Genomic DNA, 12,685 nt, shown 5'->3' with positions numbered 1-12,685 from the left:
CGGGCTAGGCTCGGCGATATGACCTCAGCGCAACAGGTCAGCGAATTCGAGTCGTTGCGACCGCATCTCATGTCGGTCGCCTACCGGCTGACCGGCACCGTCGCCGACGCCGAGGACATCGTCCAGGACGCCTGGCTGCGCTGGCACCGGCAGGACCCCGACAAGGGAACACAGATCACCGACCTGCGGGCGTGGCTGACCACGGTGGTGAGCAGGCTGGGCCTGGACAGGCTGCGCTCGGCCGCGCATCGTCGCGAGGCCTACACCGGAAACTGGCTGCCCGAGCCCGTCGTCACCGGATTCGGCGCGCCCGCTTCCGAAGCCGACCCGCTGTCCGCGGTGGTGGCCGGCGAGGACGCCCGGTTCGCGGCCATGGTGGTGCTGGAGCGGCTCTCGCCCGATCAGCGGGTCGCGTTCGTCCTGCACGACGGGTTCGACGTGCCGTTCGCGGAGGTGGCCGACGCGCTGGGCACCAGCGAGGCCGCCGCCCGGCAGCTGGCCTCGCGGGCCCGCAAGGCGGTCGCGGCCCAGCCACCGCCGGAACCCGACCCCTCGCACAACGAGGTGGTGGGAAAGTTGTTGGCCGCCATGGCCTCCGGCGATCTGGAAGCCGTGGTGAGCCTGCTGCATCCGGACGTCATTTTCACCGGCGATTCAAATGGCAAGGCGCCCACGGCGGTTCAGGTCATCCACGGACCGGACAAGGTGGTCCGCTTCATGCTCGGCTTGGCGAACCGCTACGGCCCCGCCTTCTACACGTCCTATCAAGTGGGGCTGGTCAACGGCGAGCTGGGCATCTACACCGCCGGCTTCCCCGCGGAGGAGAGCTACCGCGAGATGTGTCCGCGGATCATGGCGCTGACCGTGCGCGACGGAAAGATCTGCGCTCTATGGGATGTCGCCAACCCGGACAAGTTCACCGGGTCTCCGCTGCGGGTGCCGAATCGCTAGCCCAAGGGATCCGGCACGCGTCACCCGAATTGAAGCCCTGCTCGGTGATGCCCAGTGCGGTGTTCACCCGCGCCCGCATGTTCTCCAACCCGATTTGATAGGTCAGTTCGAACACCCCGGCGTCGCCGAAGCGGGACCGCAGATCGTCGACCTGCTCGTCGGTGACCGTGTGCGGGTCCGTGGTGATCGCGTCGGCATACGCGATGGCGGCGCGTTCGTCGTCGGTATAGGCCGGTGAGGTGGCGTAGTTGTCGATCTCCTTGAGCCGCTCCACGTCCAGGCCGTCCAGCCGCTGCAGCATCGATCCGAAGTCGACGCACCACGAGCAACCGATCTGGCGCGCGGTCCACAGCACCGCCAGCTCACGCACGCTGGCCGGCAGGGTTTTCGATGCCCGGTCGACCATCGTCTCGTGCATGGCGCTGGCGATCAGCAGCCCGCGATGGTGCGCGGCCACCGCGAAGGGCTCGGGTACTTGGCCGTAGCGCCGCTTGGCGACCCGGTACATGGCCCGGGTGAGCAGGCCGGCGCGCTTGGGGGGCAGGGGCTCGATGCGGGTTTTCTGTGTCATACCAGTCAGACGAGGCAGGCCGGCGATGTGTGACGGGCCGCCACAACCGATAGACGAGTATCAAACGTGCTATCGGATGCGATAGCACGTTCGGGGAAGCCTGGTCGTTCTGGAGAGGTACTCCTGTGACGGATGTTGCGCGAACCGCCGGGCGGCTAGGCCCCACGCCGGCGCGGAGACCTAGCGCGAGAACATGATCGCCCGCTTGACCTCCTGGATCGCCTTGGTGATCTGGATGCCGCGCGGGCAGGCCTCGGTGCAGTTGAACGTGGTGCGGCACCGCCAGACTCCGTCGACCTCGTTGAGGATGTCCAGGCGCTCGGCGGCGGCCTCGTCGCGGCTGTCGAAGATGAAACGGTGCGCGTTGACGATCGCCGCCGGGCCGTAGTAGCTGCCCTCGTGCCAGAAGATGGGGCAGCTGGTGGTGCACGCGGCGCACAGGATGCACTTGGTGGTGTCGTCGTAGCGGGCGCGGTCAGTCGGGCTCTGAATGCGTTCGCGCGTCGGCGGGTTGCCGGTGGTGATCAGGTACGGCTTGACCGCGCGGTAGGCGTCGAAGAACGGCTCCATGTCGACGACCAGGTCCTTCTCGACCGGCAGCCCGCGGATCGGCTCGACCGTGATGGTCAGCGATTTCCCCGCCTTCTTGGGGAGCAGGTCGCGCATCAGCACCTTGCAGGCCAGCCGGTTGACACCGTTGATCCGCATGGCATCCGACCCGCACACCCCGTGCGCGCAGGAGCGCCGGAAGGTCAGCGTCCCATCCAGATAGCTCTTGATGTAGATCAGCAGGTTGAGCATCCGGTCGCTGGGCAGGCAGGGTACCCGAAAGCTCTGCCACCCACCGGTTTCCGCGTAGGCATCGGGCTGGTCGGGGTTGAACCGGGCGATCTTGACGGTCACCATCACCGCCTCGTCGGGAACCGGCGGCAGCGGGGGTTCCGGGCTGTCGACCTGGGGCTCGGCAACGTCGGTCATCAGTACTTCCGCTCCTTGGGTTCGTAGCGCGTCTGCACCACGGGTTTGAAGTCCAGCGCGATGTCGCTGAGCAGGTCGGTGCCCTGCTTGTAGGCCATGGTGTGACGCATGTAGTTGACGTCGTCGCGGTTCGGGTAGTCCTCGCGGGCGTGCCCGCCGCGGGACTCCTTGCGGTTCAACGCCCCGACCACGGTGACCTCGGCCAGCTCGAGCAAGAAGCCCAGCTCGATGGCCTCCAGCAGGTCGCTGTTGAACCGCTTGCCCTTGTCGTGCACGGTGATTCGCGAATAGCGTTCCTTCAGGGCGTGGATGTCGGTCAGCGCCTGCTTGAGCGTCTCCTCGGTGCGGAACACCGCGGCGTTGTTGTCCATCGACTGCTGCAACGCGTTGCGGATGTCGGCGACGCGCTCGTTGCCGTGCTCGGAGAGGATGTCGCCCACCCAGCCGACGACCATCGCCGCCGGATCCGGCGGCATGTCCACGAAGTCGTGTCCCCGTGCGTAATTGACGGCGGCGATGCCGGCCCGGCGGCCGAACACGTTGATGTCCAGCAGCGAGTTGGTGCCCAGCCGGTTGGCGCCGTGCACCGACACGCATGCGCACTCACCGGCCGCGTACAGGCCCGGCACGGTGGAGGTGTTGTCCCGCAACACCTGTCCGGTGACCGTGGTGGGGATGCCGCCCATCACGTAGTGACACGTCGGGTACACCGGCACCAGCTCCTTGACCGGGTCCACGCCCAGATAGGTGCGGGCGAACTCGGTGATGTCGGGCAGCTTGGCCTCCAGCACGTCCTCACCGAGGTGGCGGACGTCGATGTAGACGTAATCCTTGTGCGGACCGGCGCCACGACCCTCCAGGACCTCCAAAACCATTGAGCGGGCGACGATGTCGCGCGGTGCCAGGTCGACGATCGTCGGGGCGTAGCGCTCCATGAAGCGCTCGCCCTCGCCGTTGAGCAACCGGCCGCCCTCACCGCGCACGGCCTCGGAGATCAGGATGCCCAGCCCGGCCAGGCCGGTCGGATGGAACTGGTGAAACTCCATGTCCTCCAACGGAAGTCCCTTGCGGAACACGATGCCGATGCCGTCGCCGGTCAGGGTGTGCGCATTGGAAGTGGTCTTGTACATGCGGCCCGAGCCGCCGGTTGCGAGCACGATCGCCTTGGCGTGGAAGACGTGGATCTCACCGGTGGCCAGCTCGTAGGCGACCACACCGGTGGCCACCGGACCGCTCGGCGTCTGCGTCAAAACCAGGTCGAGTGCGTAGAACTCGTTGAAGAACTGCACGTCATGGCGGACGCAGTTCTGATACAGCGTCTGCAGGATCATGTGGCCGGTGCGGTCGGCGGCGTAACAGGACCGGCGCACCGGGGCCTTGCCGTGGTCGCGGGTGTGCCCGCCGAAGCGGCGCTGGTCGATGCGGCCCTCGGGGGTGCGGTTGAACGGCATCCCCATCTTTTCCAGGTCGAGCACCGCGTCGATGGCTTCCTTGCACATGATCTCCACCGCGTCCTGGTCGGCGAGGTAGTCGCCGCCCTTGACGGTGTCGAACGTGTGCCATTCCCAGTTGTCCTCTTCGACGTTGGCCAGCGCCGCGCACATCCCGCCCTGAGCCGCACCGGTGTGGCTGCGCGTGGGGTAGAGCTTGGTCAGCACGGCGGTGCGCACCCGCGGACCCGCTTCCACCGCGGCCCGCATCCCGGCACCGCCCGCGCCGACGATCACCACGTCGTACCGGTGTTGCTGGATCACGGGTCAGCCTCCCTCCGTCAGGCGTGAATGTTGGGGTCGAATGTCAGCAGCACGTAGGTGCCCAGCACCAACGTGAAGCCCATCGACAGCAGCAGCAGGCTGTTGAGCCAGAACCGGGTGCTGTCCTTGCGGCTGTAGTCGTCGATGATGGTGCGCAGGCCGTTACCGCCGTGCAGTTGCGCCAGCCACAGCAGCGCCAGGTCCCAGAATTGCCAGAACGGGGAGGCCCAGCGCTGCGCCACATAGTTGAAGTCGATGCGGTACACCCCGTTGTCCCACATCAGCATGATGAACAAGTGGCCGATCGCCAGCACGAACAGCGCGATGCCCGAGAACCGCATGAACAGCCACGCGAACTTCTCGAAATTGGGGATCCCGGCCCGCCGCCGCGGCGAGCGGGGGTTGTCCAGGCTGGCGGGACGGTCGTATAAGCGTTGTTTGACCGGCGCCGTCTGGCCGCGGGTGAGCTGAAGGTCGGGGCTGCTCATCGGAAGTGCTCCATCATGTGGATGACGGTCACGACACCGGCCGGGACCATCAGCAGCAGGAACACCACGCCGACGATCCAGAACATCAGCCGCTGGTAGCGCGGCCCCTCGGACCAGAAGTCGATCAGGATCACCCGGATCCCATTCAGGCCGTGGAAGAGCACCGCGGCGATCAGGCCGTATTCCATCAGGCCGACGATCGGCATCTGATAGTCGTGGATCACCGCGTTGTAGGTCTGCGGGCTGACCCGCAGCATCGCGGCGTCCAGGACGTGCACGAACAGGAAAAAGAAGATCGTCGCGCCGCTGATGCGATGCAGCACCCACGACCACATGCCGGGATCGCCCCGGTACAGGGTCCGCGGCGGCCTGCGTTTGCGCGAGGTAGCCGGTACGGGTGCTGCCGGATCCGCCGTCGTCGGTTGTGTAGTCACCCCAGTCCTCACCAGCCTTCTTGCGACTTTGTTGCGACCCTCTTGCGACATAGCGCGACAGTCACGCCGGGCACTTGAGCTTAGCTCGCGCACGGTGTGGCTTGCGTCAATGTCCGTCAAGCGAAATGCCGTTTTGCGGCTAGGGTGACTGTCGGAAACGGCCACGGACGAGCGAGGTTGCGCGATGCCGGAGATCGACTGGAATACGTTGCGGGACAAGGCAATCCAGGCATCAGCGGGGGCCTATGCGCCGTACTCGCAATTCCCGGTCGGTGCCGCCGCGCTGGTCGACGATCACCGCGTGGTGACCGGCTGCAATGTGGAGAACATCTCATATGGCCTTGGTCTCTGTGCCGAGTGCGCGCTGGTGTGTGCCCTGCATTCCACCGGCGGTGGCCGGCTGGTCGCGCTGGCGTGCGTGGATCAGCGGGGATCGGTGCTGATGCCGTGCGGGCGATGCCGCCAGGTGCTGTTCGAACACGGCGGTCCCGAGTTGCTGATCGACCATCCGGGCGGGCCGCGCCGGCTCGGCGACCTGCTGCCGGACGCCTTCGGCCCCGACGACCTGGCCGCCGGGCGCCGCTGATGCCGCCCGCCTTCGACGCACCCACGGTGATCAGGACCAAGCGCGACGGCGGCCGGTTGTCCGACGCCGCCATCGACTGGGTCGTCGACGCCTACACCGCCGGCCGGGTGGCCGAGGAACAGATGGCGGCCCTGCTGATGGCGATCCTGTTGCGCGGCATGGATGGCGGTGAGACGGCCCGGTGGACGTCGGCGATGCTGGCCTCGGGCGAGCGGCTCGATTTCAGCGACCTCGGCGTGCCCACGGTCGACAAGCACTCCACCGGCGGGGTGGGGGACAAGATCACCCTGCCCCTGGTGCCCGTCGTCGCCGCGTGCGGCGCGGCGGTGCCGCAGGCGTCGGGCCGCGGGCTCGGCCACACCGGCGGCACCCTGGACAAGCTGGAATCCATCGCCGGGTTCACCGCCGCGCTGTCCAACCGGCGGGTGCGCGAGCAACTGCGCGACCTCGGCGCGGCCATCTTCGCCGCCGGTGACCTGGCGCCGGCCGACGCCAAGCTGTACGCGCTGCGCGACATCACCGCCACCGTCGAATCGCTGCCGCTGATCGCCAGCTCGGTGATGAGCAAGAAGCTGGCCGAGGGGGCCGGCGCGCTGGTGCTCGACGTGAAGGTCGGTGCGGGGGCGTTCACTGACTCGGAAGCGCAATCCCGCGACCTGGCGCGCACCATGGTCGCGCTGGGCGCCGCGCACGGGGTGCCCACCCGCGCGCTGCTGACGGACATGAACCGCCCGCTGGGCGCGACGGTCGGCAACGCCCTGGAGGTCGCCGAGTCGCTCGAGGTGCTGGCCGGGGGTGGGCCGCCCGACGTCGTCGAACTGACGCTGCGGCTGGCCTCCGAGATGCTCGAGCTGGCCGGGGTCGACGCCCGCGATCCCGCCGAGACGCTGCGCGACGGCACCGCGATGGACCGGTTTCGCCAGCTCATCGCCGCCCAGGGCGGCGATTTGTCGGTGCCGTTGCCGATCGGTCGGCATGCCGAGACCGTGACGGCCGCCCGGGGCGGCACAATGGGCGATATCGACGCGATGGCAGTGGGGCTGGCGGCTTGGCGGCTCGGAGCGGGCAGATCCCGTCCGGGCGATCGCGTGCAGTTCGGCGCCGGTATCCGGCTGCACCGCCGCCCCGGTGAGCCGGTCGCGGCCGGTGAGCCGCTGTTCACGCTGTACACCGACACCCCGGAGCGTTTCGGCGCGGCGCTCGCCGAGCTGGACGGCGGCTACGGTATCGCCGACGCGGCCCCGGCTTCCGGTCCGCTGATCATCGATCGGATCGTGCAGTGACCGCGCCGCTGGGTCTCGAGCAGATCCGCAAGGCCCCCAAGGCCCTGTTGCACGACCACCTCGACGGCGGGCTGCGCCCGTCGACCGTGCTGGAGATCGCCGGGCAGACCGGCTACGACGAGCTACCCGCCACCGACGTCGACGAGTTGGCGACGTGGTTTCGCACGCGTTCGCACAGCGGCTCGCTGGAGCGCTACCTCGAGCCGTTCTCCCACACCGTCGCGGTGATGCAGACGCCCGAGGCGCTGCACCGCGTCGCCTATGAGTGCGTGGAAGACCTGGCGGCCGACTCGGTGGTCTACGCCGAGGTCCGGTTCGCCCCCGAGTTGCACATCGACCGCGGGATGTCCTTCGATGCGATCGTCGACGCGGTGCTGGCCGGATTCGCCGACGGCGAGAAGGCCTGCGCCGGTGCGGGCCGTCCGATCGTGGTGCGCCTGCTGGTCACCGCGATGCGGCACGCGGCGGTGTCCCGCGAGATCGCCGAGCTGGCAATCCGGTTCCGGGACAAGGGTGTTGTCGGCTTCGATATCGCCGGCGCCGAGGCCGGCAACCCGCCGACGCGTCACCTGGATGCCTTTGAGTACATGCGAGACCACAACGCGCGCTTCACCATTCACGCCGGCGAGGCGTTCGGCCTGCCGTCGATCCACGAGGCGATCGCGTTTTGCGGTGCCGACCGGTTGGGCCACGGGGTGCGGATCGTCGACGACATCGACGTGCTGCCCGACGGGCAGGTCCGGTTGGGTAAGCAGGCAGCGATCCTGCGGGACAAGCGAATTCCGCTGGAACTGTGTCCGAGCTCGAACGTGCAGACCGGTGCCGTCAAGAGCATCGCCGAGCATCCGTTCGATCTGCTGGCCCGCGCCCGATTCCGGGTGACCGTCAACACCGACAACCGGTTGATGAGTGACACCTTCATGAGCCGCGAGATGCTGCGGTTGGTGGAGGCATTCGGGTACGGCTGGAGCGACCTCGAGCGGTTCACCATCAACGCGATGAAGTCCGCGTTCATCCCGTTCGACGAACGGCTGGCGATCATCGACGAGGTGATCAAGCCGCGCTACGCGGTGCTGATCGGCTGAGCGGCCGGCGCGACGCCGCTAGATGTGCCCGGGCATCCCCATCGACGGGTCGGCCGCCGGGGCCGCGGGCGGCGGTTCCACCATCGGCGGCGGGGCCATCGGAGGTGGCGCCATGGGCGGCGCCTCGACGGGCGGCGGGGCGACCGGCGGCGGTTCCACCGGCGGGGCTGCCATGGGCGCCGCCGGTGGCGGGGGTGGGGCGATGGGCGCCGGCGGGGGCGGCGCGGCGTACGGACCGCCCGCGCACACCGGGTCGGTGGGCATGCTGATACAGCTCAAATCCGCCGGGCCGGTGGGGGCGCCGCCCATGGCGTAGGGGCCGCCCTGACACTGCGCCAGCCCCGGCATCCCCGCACATCGGGGATCCGACGGGTCGGTGGGAAGGCCGGGATCGGGATCGTCGAGCGGCGCGGCGGGCGTGCGGGCAAAGCCCGGCGCCGCGTTCGCCGGGATCGTCGCGCCCGTCGCGGCCGTTCCCATAACCGCCACGGCCACAACAGTTTTCGTCATCACACCACGCAACCTCGAAGCCGTCAGCCAGGTCATCGTCCCCCCCGATACATGCGGACCGGAAGCGGTGCGCCCCCGGGTTATTCGATCAGTCTGCTCCACCGCGGCCAAATCCGGTAGCCCAGAACGGATCCGGGTCGACGGACAGGCCGATGGCGCGCACCGTGCCGGCCAGGTGGGTCTGCACCGCCCGCGCCGCCCGCGCGAGATCACCGTCGCGCAGGGCCTCGGCGATACACCGATGCTCCTCGAGGATGGTGGCCACCCGGTCGGGGTCGCGCAGCGTCGATTCGCCGATCATCCGCATCTGGCGATCGCGCAGCGAGGCGTAGAAACCGGTCAGGATGGCGTTGCCCGCCTCCTGCAGCGTGAGGGCGTGGAAGGCGCGGTCGGCCTCCACGAATTCGCGCCAGTCCGCCGCGGCGGCCGCGTCGCGTTGCCGGGCAAGCTCGCCGGACAGGCGCTCGAACACTGCGGCGCAGGCGGCGGTGCCGCGCCCGATCACCTTGCCCGCCGCGAACTGCTCGAGCACCAGCCGCGCCTCCATCACCGCGCGGACCTCGTCGGGCGACACCGGAACCACCAGGGCCCCCCGCTGCGGATACAGACGCAGCAGCCCCTCGGCCTCCAGCCGCAGAAAGGCCTCGCGCACCGGCGTGCGCGACATCCCCAGAGCGGTGGCCACGTCGCCCTCGCTGATCAACTCGCCGCCGGGGAATTCGCCGGTGAGCACCCGCGTCTTGACGTAGTCCAGCGCGCGGTCCTTGGCCGTGCGCCTGTCCTTGGCCGCCACACCGCGCCCCTTCTCTGGTAGCTAAGTCGTATCTCAACCGTCGGCTTGACCGTACACCCACCGCCTCTAGCTGCGGCGTTTGACGCTTAGATACAAGATAAATACTATTCAGATACTAGATACACCTGAGCGGCAAGGGAGACCAACATGCAGCAGCAGCTAGCGACGCCCAACCTGGACCCGACGGTCCCCGCGCCAATGGTCAACGTCGCCGAGTACGCGTTCGAGGGCCGGTTCGAAGAGTGGGCCGAGCAGGCCCGATACTTCGAGTACTCGAAGGCCGCCAACCCGATCGGCTCGGGATTGACCCCGCGGGTGCCGATCCGGCGCTTCGGGCCCGAGACCTACCTCGACGCGCCGACCGGCGTGATCCCGCTGGACCTGTCCGCGGAGCTGGGCGGCCCGGCCGGCGCGGCGACCAGTCCCGCGCTGCTGGCCAACTTCGTGTCCATTCGCGCGAACGAACAGGTCGACACCCATCCCAACGCCACCTCGCAGCTGTATTACGTGCTCTACGGGCGGGGTTTCGCGACGGTCAACGGCCGGCTGATCGAGTGGGAGAAGGGCGACTTCGTGACGCTGCCCGCCGGCGCGCACTCGGTGTTTTACGCCGGCGCCGACACGGCCATGTACTGGGTGCACGACGAGCCGTTGATGCGCTACCTCGGCGCGGACGCGACGCGGCCCCGCTTCCGCGCGACCAAGTTCCGCCGCGCCGATGCCGTGGCCAAGCTGACCGAGATCGCGTCGCGTCCCGGCGCCAACGACAAGAGCCGCGTCAGCGTCTTGCTGGCCAACGCCGAAGAGGAGCAGACCCTGACCATCACGCACGTGTTGTGGGCGATGTTCGGCGTGCTTCCGCCCCATCAGGTGCAGCGGCCGCACCGGCACCAGTCGGTCGCGCTGGACCTGATCCTGGATGCGCCTGCGGCCGGTTGCTACACGCTGCTGGGCACGCGTCTCGACGAGCGCGGCGACATCGTCGATCCCATCCGGGTGGACTGGCAGGCCGGCGGCGCCTTCACCACCCCGCCGGGCATGTGGCACGCCCACTACAACGAGACCGACGAGCCTGCCCACCTGATCCCCGTCCAGGACGCCGGGCTGCAGACCCACCTGCGCAGCCTCGACATCAAGTTCACCCAGCGCCGCGATCTCGCCGCCGGCTGAGCGGTCGCCGGCGGCGGGGGCGATGCGGGTCCCGGAGCCGACGCCTAGTGTGGCTCGACATGAAGGTGCCCCTGCTGGGGCCGGTGTCGCTGACTGGATTCCAGAACCCCTGGTTCTTCCTGGCGCTGCTGGCCGTGCTGCTGGTGATCGGCCTCTACGTCGTGCAGCAATTCGCCCGCCGTCGCCGGGTGCTGCGGTTCGCCAACATGGAGGTGCTCGAGCGCGTCGCTCCGCCGCACCCGAGCCGGTGGCGGCACGTGCCGACCATCCTGCTGGCGGCGGCGCTGGTGTTGCTGACCACCGCGATGGCCGGGCCGACGTCGGATGTCCGGATCCCGCTCAACCGTGCGGTCGTGATGCTCGTCATCGACGTCTCGGAATCGATGGCCTCCAACGATGTTCCACCCAACCGCCTGGCCGCGGCCAAGGAGGCCGGCAAGCAGTTCGCCGACCAGCTGACGCCGGCCATCAACCTGGGGCTGGTGGAGTTCGCGGCCAACGCCACGCTGTTGGTGCCGCCGACGACCAATCGCTCCGCGGTGAAGTCGGGCATCGACGGCCTGCAACCGGCCCCGAAAACCGCGACGGGGGAAGGCATTTTCACCGCGCTGCAGGCGATCGCCACGGTCGGTTCGGTGATGGGCGGCGGCGAAGGCCCGCCGCCGGCGCGCATCGTGCTGGAGTCCGACGGTGCCGAAAACGTGCCGCTGGACCCCAACGCCCCGCAGGGGGCGTTCACCGCGGCCCGGGCCGCCAAGGGCCAGGGCGTGCAGATCTCGACGATCTCGTTCGGGACCCCGTACGGCACCGTCGACTACGAGGGCGCCACCATTCCGGTTCCGGTCGACGATCAGACCCTGCAGAAGATCTGCGAGATCACCGACGGCGAGGCGTTCCACGCCGACAGCCTGGACTCGCTGAAGAACGTGTACACGACGCTGCAACGCCAGATCGGCTACGAAACCGTCAAAGGCGACGCGAGCCTGGCGTGGATGCTGCTCGGCGCGGTCGTGATGGCCGGCGCCGTGTTGGCCGGCCTGCTGCTGAACCGCAGGCTGCCCGCCTGAGATACCGGGCGGGGCGCTACGTCGGCAGGCGCCGGTTGATCAACAGCGCCAAGGCCGTTGCGATCAGGGCGGCCAGTACGGCGAGGCGCAGCCAGCCGGCGCTGCCCGGGCCCGGCACCGTGCGGTAGCCGATCTCGTTCTCGATGGCGTTGTAGCTCTTGTTGAGCTCGCCGACGTTGGTGGCGGTGTAGGGCTGCCCGCCGGAGAGCCGGGCGATTGTCTTCATCTGGTCGGTCGACACCGGGACCGCGACGCGCTGCCCGTCCATCTCGATCTCGCCGCCCTTGGTTCCGAACGAGATGGTCGAGATGGGCACGCCTTCGTCCTTGGCCAGGCGCGCCGCGGTGTAGACGCCGTCGTGTGGGTCGCTGGGGTTCGACGGCTTGTTCTCGCGGCCGTCGGAGAGCAGCACGATGCGGGCCGGCGGCGGGTTGTCACCCCCGGTGACCGCCGTGGCGCCGATCGCGTGCAGGGCGGTGAAGATGGCCTGGCCGGTGGCCGTGCTGTCGGCGAAGTCCAGCTTCTTCAGCGCGTCGATGGTCGCCTGGTGCTGCGGGGTGGGCGGCACCAGCAGATAGGGCGTGCCGGCGAAGCCGACCAGCCCGAGGTTGATGCCCGGCGTCAGCTGGCTGGCGAACTGGCTGGCCGCCTGTTCGGCGGCCTTGAGCCGGTTGGGTTCGACGTCGGTCGCGCGCATGGACTGCGACATGTCGATGACCAGCATGATGACGGCTCGGTTGCGCGGGATGCGCATGTCGTGGGTGGGGGTGGCCAGCGCGACCGTCAGTAACGCCAGGCAGAGCAGCGACGCGGCGATCGGCAGGTGCCGCAACGGCGACTGCGCCACGGGGGTGTCGGTGTAGCGGTGCAGCCGTCGGTTACGACGAGCCTGGACCACGATGTAGACGGCCAGCAGGGCCAGGGGCACCAAACCGAACAACAGCATGCCCGGGCGCTGGAACCCGTAGAGCGGTAGCGGGCCGATTCCGGGAAGCGACACGTCACCCAACCTAGC

General features: G+C 68.8%; 13 protein-coding genes and 1 pseudogene. 6 read left to right on the top strand and 8 right to left on the bottom strand.

Going from position 1 to position 12,685, the window contains the following annotated elements; genetic code table 11:
- Positions 1-18 precede the first annotated feature (18 nt).
- A complete protein-coding gene (locus tag G6N26_RS12775) occupies positions 19-951 on the top strand; it encodes a sigma-70 family RNA polymerase sigma factor (protein ID WP_083020404.1) in 933 nt (310 codons plus the stop codon).
- Here G6N26_RS12775 and G6N26_RS12770 read toward each other — a convergent pair.
- The 5 genes and pseudogenes from G6N26_RS12770 to sdhC form a co-directional block, all read right to left on the bottom strand.
- Positions 917-1,555, bottom strand: a pseudogene (locus tag G6N26_RS12770) (carboxymuconolactone decarboxylase family protein); the annotation flags it as partial. The gene G6N26_RS12775 and the pseudogene G6N26_RS12770 sit on opposite strands and share 35 nt — an antisense overlap.
- 147 nt (positions 1,556-1,702) lie before the next feature.
- Positions 1,703-2,500: a succinate dehydrogenase iron-sulfur subunit gene (locus G6N26_RS12765; RefSeq protein WP_083020406.1), complete on the bottom strand. Its 798-nt coding sequence runs from the start codon at positions 2,498-2,500 to the stop codon at positions 1,703-1,705.
- Positions 2,500-4,254: a succinate dehydrogenase flavoprotein subunit gene (sdhA, locus tag G6N26_RS12760; RefSeq protein ID WP_083020407.1), complete on the bottom strand. Its 1,755-nt coding sequence runs from the start codon at positions 4,252-4,254 to the stop codon at positions 2,500-2,502. Before sdhA ends, G6N26_RS12765 begins: the two co-directional genes overlap by 1 nt.
- Positions 4,255-4,271: 17 nt before the next feature.
- Positions 4,272-4,742 carry a succinate dehydrogenase hydrophobic membrane anchor subunit gene (locus G6N26_RS12755; RefSeq protein ID WP_067168501.1) on the bottom strand — a complete coding sequence of 157 codons (471 nt, stop codon included), beginning with the start codon at positions 4,740-4,742 and terminating at the stop codon, positions 4,272-4,274.
- Positions 4,739-5,077: a succinate dehydrogenase, cytochrome b556 subunit gene (gene sdhC / locus G6N26_RS12750; protein WP_008260009.1), complete on the bottom strand. Its 339-nt coding sequence runs from the start codon at positions 5,075-5,077 to the stop codon at positions 4,739-4,741. The genes G6N26_RS12755 and sdhC overlap by 4 nt, the downstream gene beginning before the upstream one ends.
- 283 nt (positions 5,078-5,360) lie before the next feature.
- Between sdhC and G6N26_RS12745 the strand changes: the two genes are divergently transcribed.
- From G6N26_RS12745 to G6N26_RS12735, 3 genes are read left to right on the top strand one after another with little or no spacing between them, the layout of a single operon-like run.
- Entirely contained in the window at positions 5,361-5,762 is a 402-nt protein-coding gene (locus G6N26_RS12745) for a cytidine deaminase (protein ID WP_067168506.1), read from the top strand.
- Positions 5,762-7,045, top strand: a complete 1,284-nt coding sequence (locus G6N26_RS12740; RefSeq protein ID WP_083020409.1) for a thymidine phosphorylase — start codon at positions 5,762-5,764, stop codon at positions 7,043-7,045. Before G6N26_RS12745 ends, G6N26_RS12740 begins: the two co-directional genes overlap by 1 nt.
- A complete protein-coding gene (locus G6N26_RS12735; RefSeq protein ID WP_067168510.1) occupies positions 7,042-8,130 on the top strand; it encodes an adenosine deaminase in 1,089 nt (362 codons plus the stop codon). The genes G6N26_RS12740 and G6N26_RS12735 overlap by 4 nt, the downstream gene beginning before the upstream one ends.
- Positions 8,131-8,148: 18 nt before the next feature.
- On the opposite strand, the gene G6N26_RS25920 is transcribed toward G6N26_RS12735, so the two are convergent.
- Together G6N26_RS25920 and G6N26_RS12725 are read right to left on the bottom strand one after the other, a co-directional pair.
- Positions 8,149-8,640: a hypothetical protein gene (locus G6N26_RS25920; RefSeq protein WP_179960203.1), complete on the bottom strand. Its 492-nt coding sequence runs from the start codon at positions 8,638-8,640 to the stop codon at positions 8,149-8,151.
- Positions 8,641-8,728: 88 nt separating this feature from the next.
- On the bottom strand, positions 8,729-9,433 hold the full coding sequence (locus G6N26_RS12725; protein ID WP_083017457.1) for a GntR family transcriptional regulator: 705 nt from the start codon (positions 9,431-9,433) through the stop codon (positions 8,729-8,731).
- A gap of 147 nt (positions 9,434-9,580) precedes the next feature.
- On the opposite strand from G6N26_RS12725, the gene G6N26_RS12720 reads away from it, so the two are divergent.
- Together G6N26_RS12720 and G6N26_RS12715 are read left to right on the top strand one after the other, a co-directional pair.
- On the top strand, positions 9,581-10,603 hold the full coding sequence (locus tag G6N26_RS12720; RefSeq protein WP_083017459.1) for a cupin domain-containing protein: 1,023 nt from the start codon (positions 9,581-9,583) through the stop codon (positions 10,601-10,603).
- A 59-nt stretch (positions 10,604-10,662) separates the two neighbouring features.
- Complete coding sequence (locus G6N26_RS12715; RefSeq protein ID WP_083017598.1) at positions 10,663-11,670, top strand: VWA domain-containing protein; 1,008 nt, start codon at positions 10,663-10,665, stop codon at positions 11,668-11,670.
- 16 nt (positions 11,671-11,686) lie between these two features.
- Here G6N26_RS12715 and G6N26_RS12710 read toward each other — a convergent pair whose 3' ends face one another.
- Positions 11,687-12,670, bottom strand: coding sequence for a VWA domain-containing protein (locus G6N26_RS12710; RefSeq protein WP_083017461.1), 984 nt, complete (start codon positions 12,668-12,670; stop codon positions 11,687-11,689).
- Positions 12,671-12,685 lie beyond the last annotated feature (15 nt).

Source organism: Mycobacterium marseillense (assembly GCF_010731675.1).
Lineage (GTDB): Bacteria > Actinomycetota > Actinomycetes > Mycobacteriales > Mycobacteriaceae > Mycobacterium > Mycobacterium marseillense.
The sequence above is the reverse complement of the archived record's forward strand: the minus strand, read 5'-3'. Positions and strand labels throughout refer to the sequence as shown.

Coding starts and splice junctions, on each gene's coding strand:
- G6N26_RS12715 (WP_083017598.1), top strand. CDS start 10,663: ATGAAGGTGCCCCTGCTGGGGCCGGTGTCGCTGACTGGATTCCAGAAC.
- G6N26_RS12720 (WP_083017459.1), top strand. CDS start 9,581: ATGCAGCAGCAGCTAGCGACGCCCAACCTGGACCCGACGGTCCCCGCG.
- G6N26_RS12745 (WP_067168506.1), top strand. CDS start 5,361: ATGCCGGAGATCGACTGGAATACGTTGCGGGACAAGGCAATCCAGGCA.
- G6N26_RS12765 (WP_083020406.1), bottom strand. CDS start 2,500: ATGACCGACGTTGCCGAGCCCCAGGTCGACAGCCCGGAACCCCCGCTG.
- G6N26_RS12755 (WP_067168501.1), bottom strand. CDS start 4,742: ATGAGCAGCCCCGACCTTCAGCTCACCCGCGGCCAGACGGCGCCGGTC.
- G6N26_RS25920 (WP_179960203.1), bottom strand. CDS start 8,640: ATGACGAAAACTGTTGTGGCCGTGGCGGTTATGGGAACGGCCGCGACG.
- G6N26_RS12775 (WP_083020404.1), top strand. CDS start 19: ATGACCTCAGCGCAACAGGTCAGCGAATTCGAGTCGTTGCGACCGCAT.
- G6N26_RS12740 (WP_083020409.1), top strand. CDS start 5,762: ATGCCGCCCGCCTTCGACGCACCCACGGTGATCAGGACCAAGCGCGAC.
- sdhC (WP_008260009.1), bottom strand. CDS start 5,077: ATGTGGTCGTGGGTGCTGCATCGCATCAGCGGCGCGACGATCTTCTTT.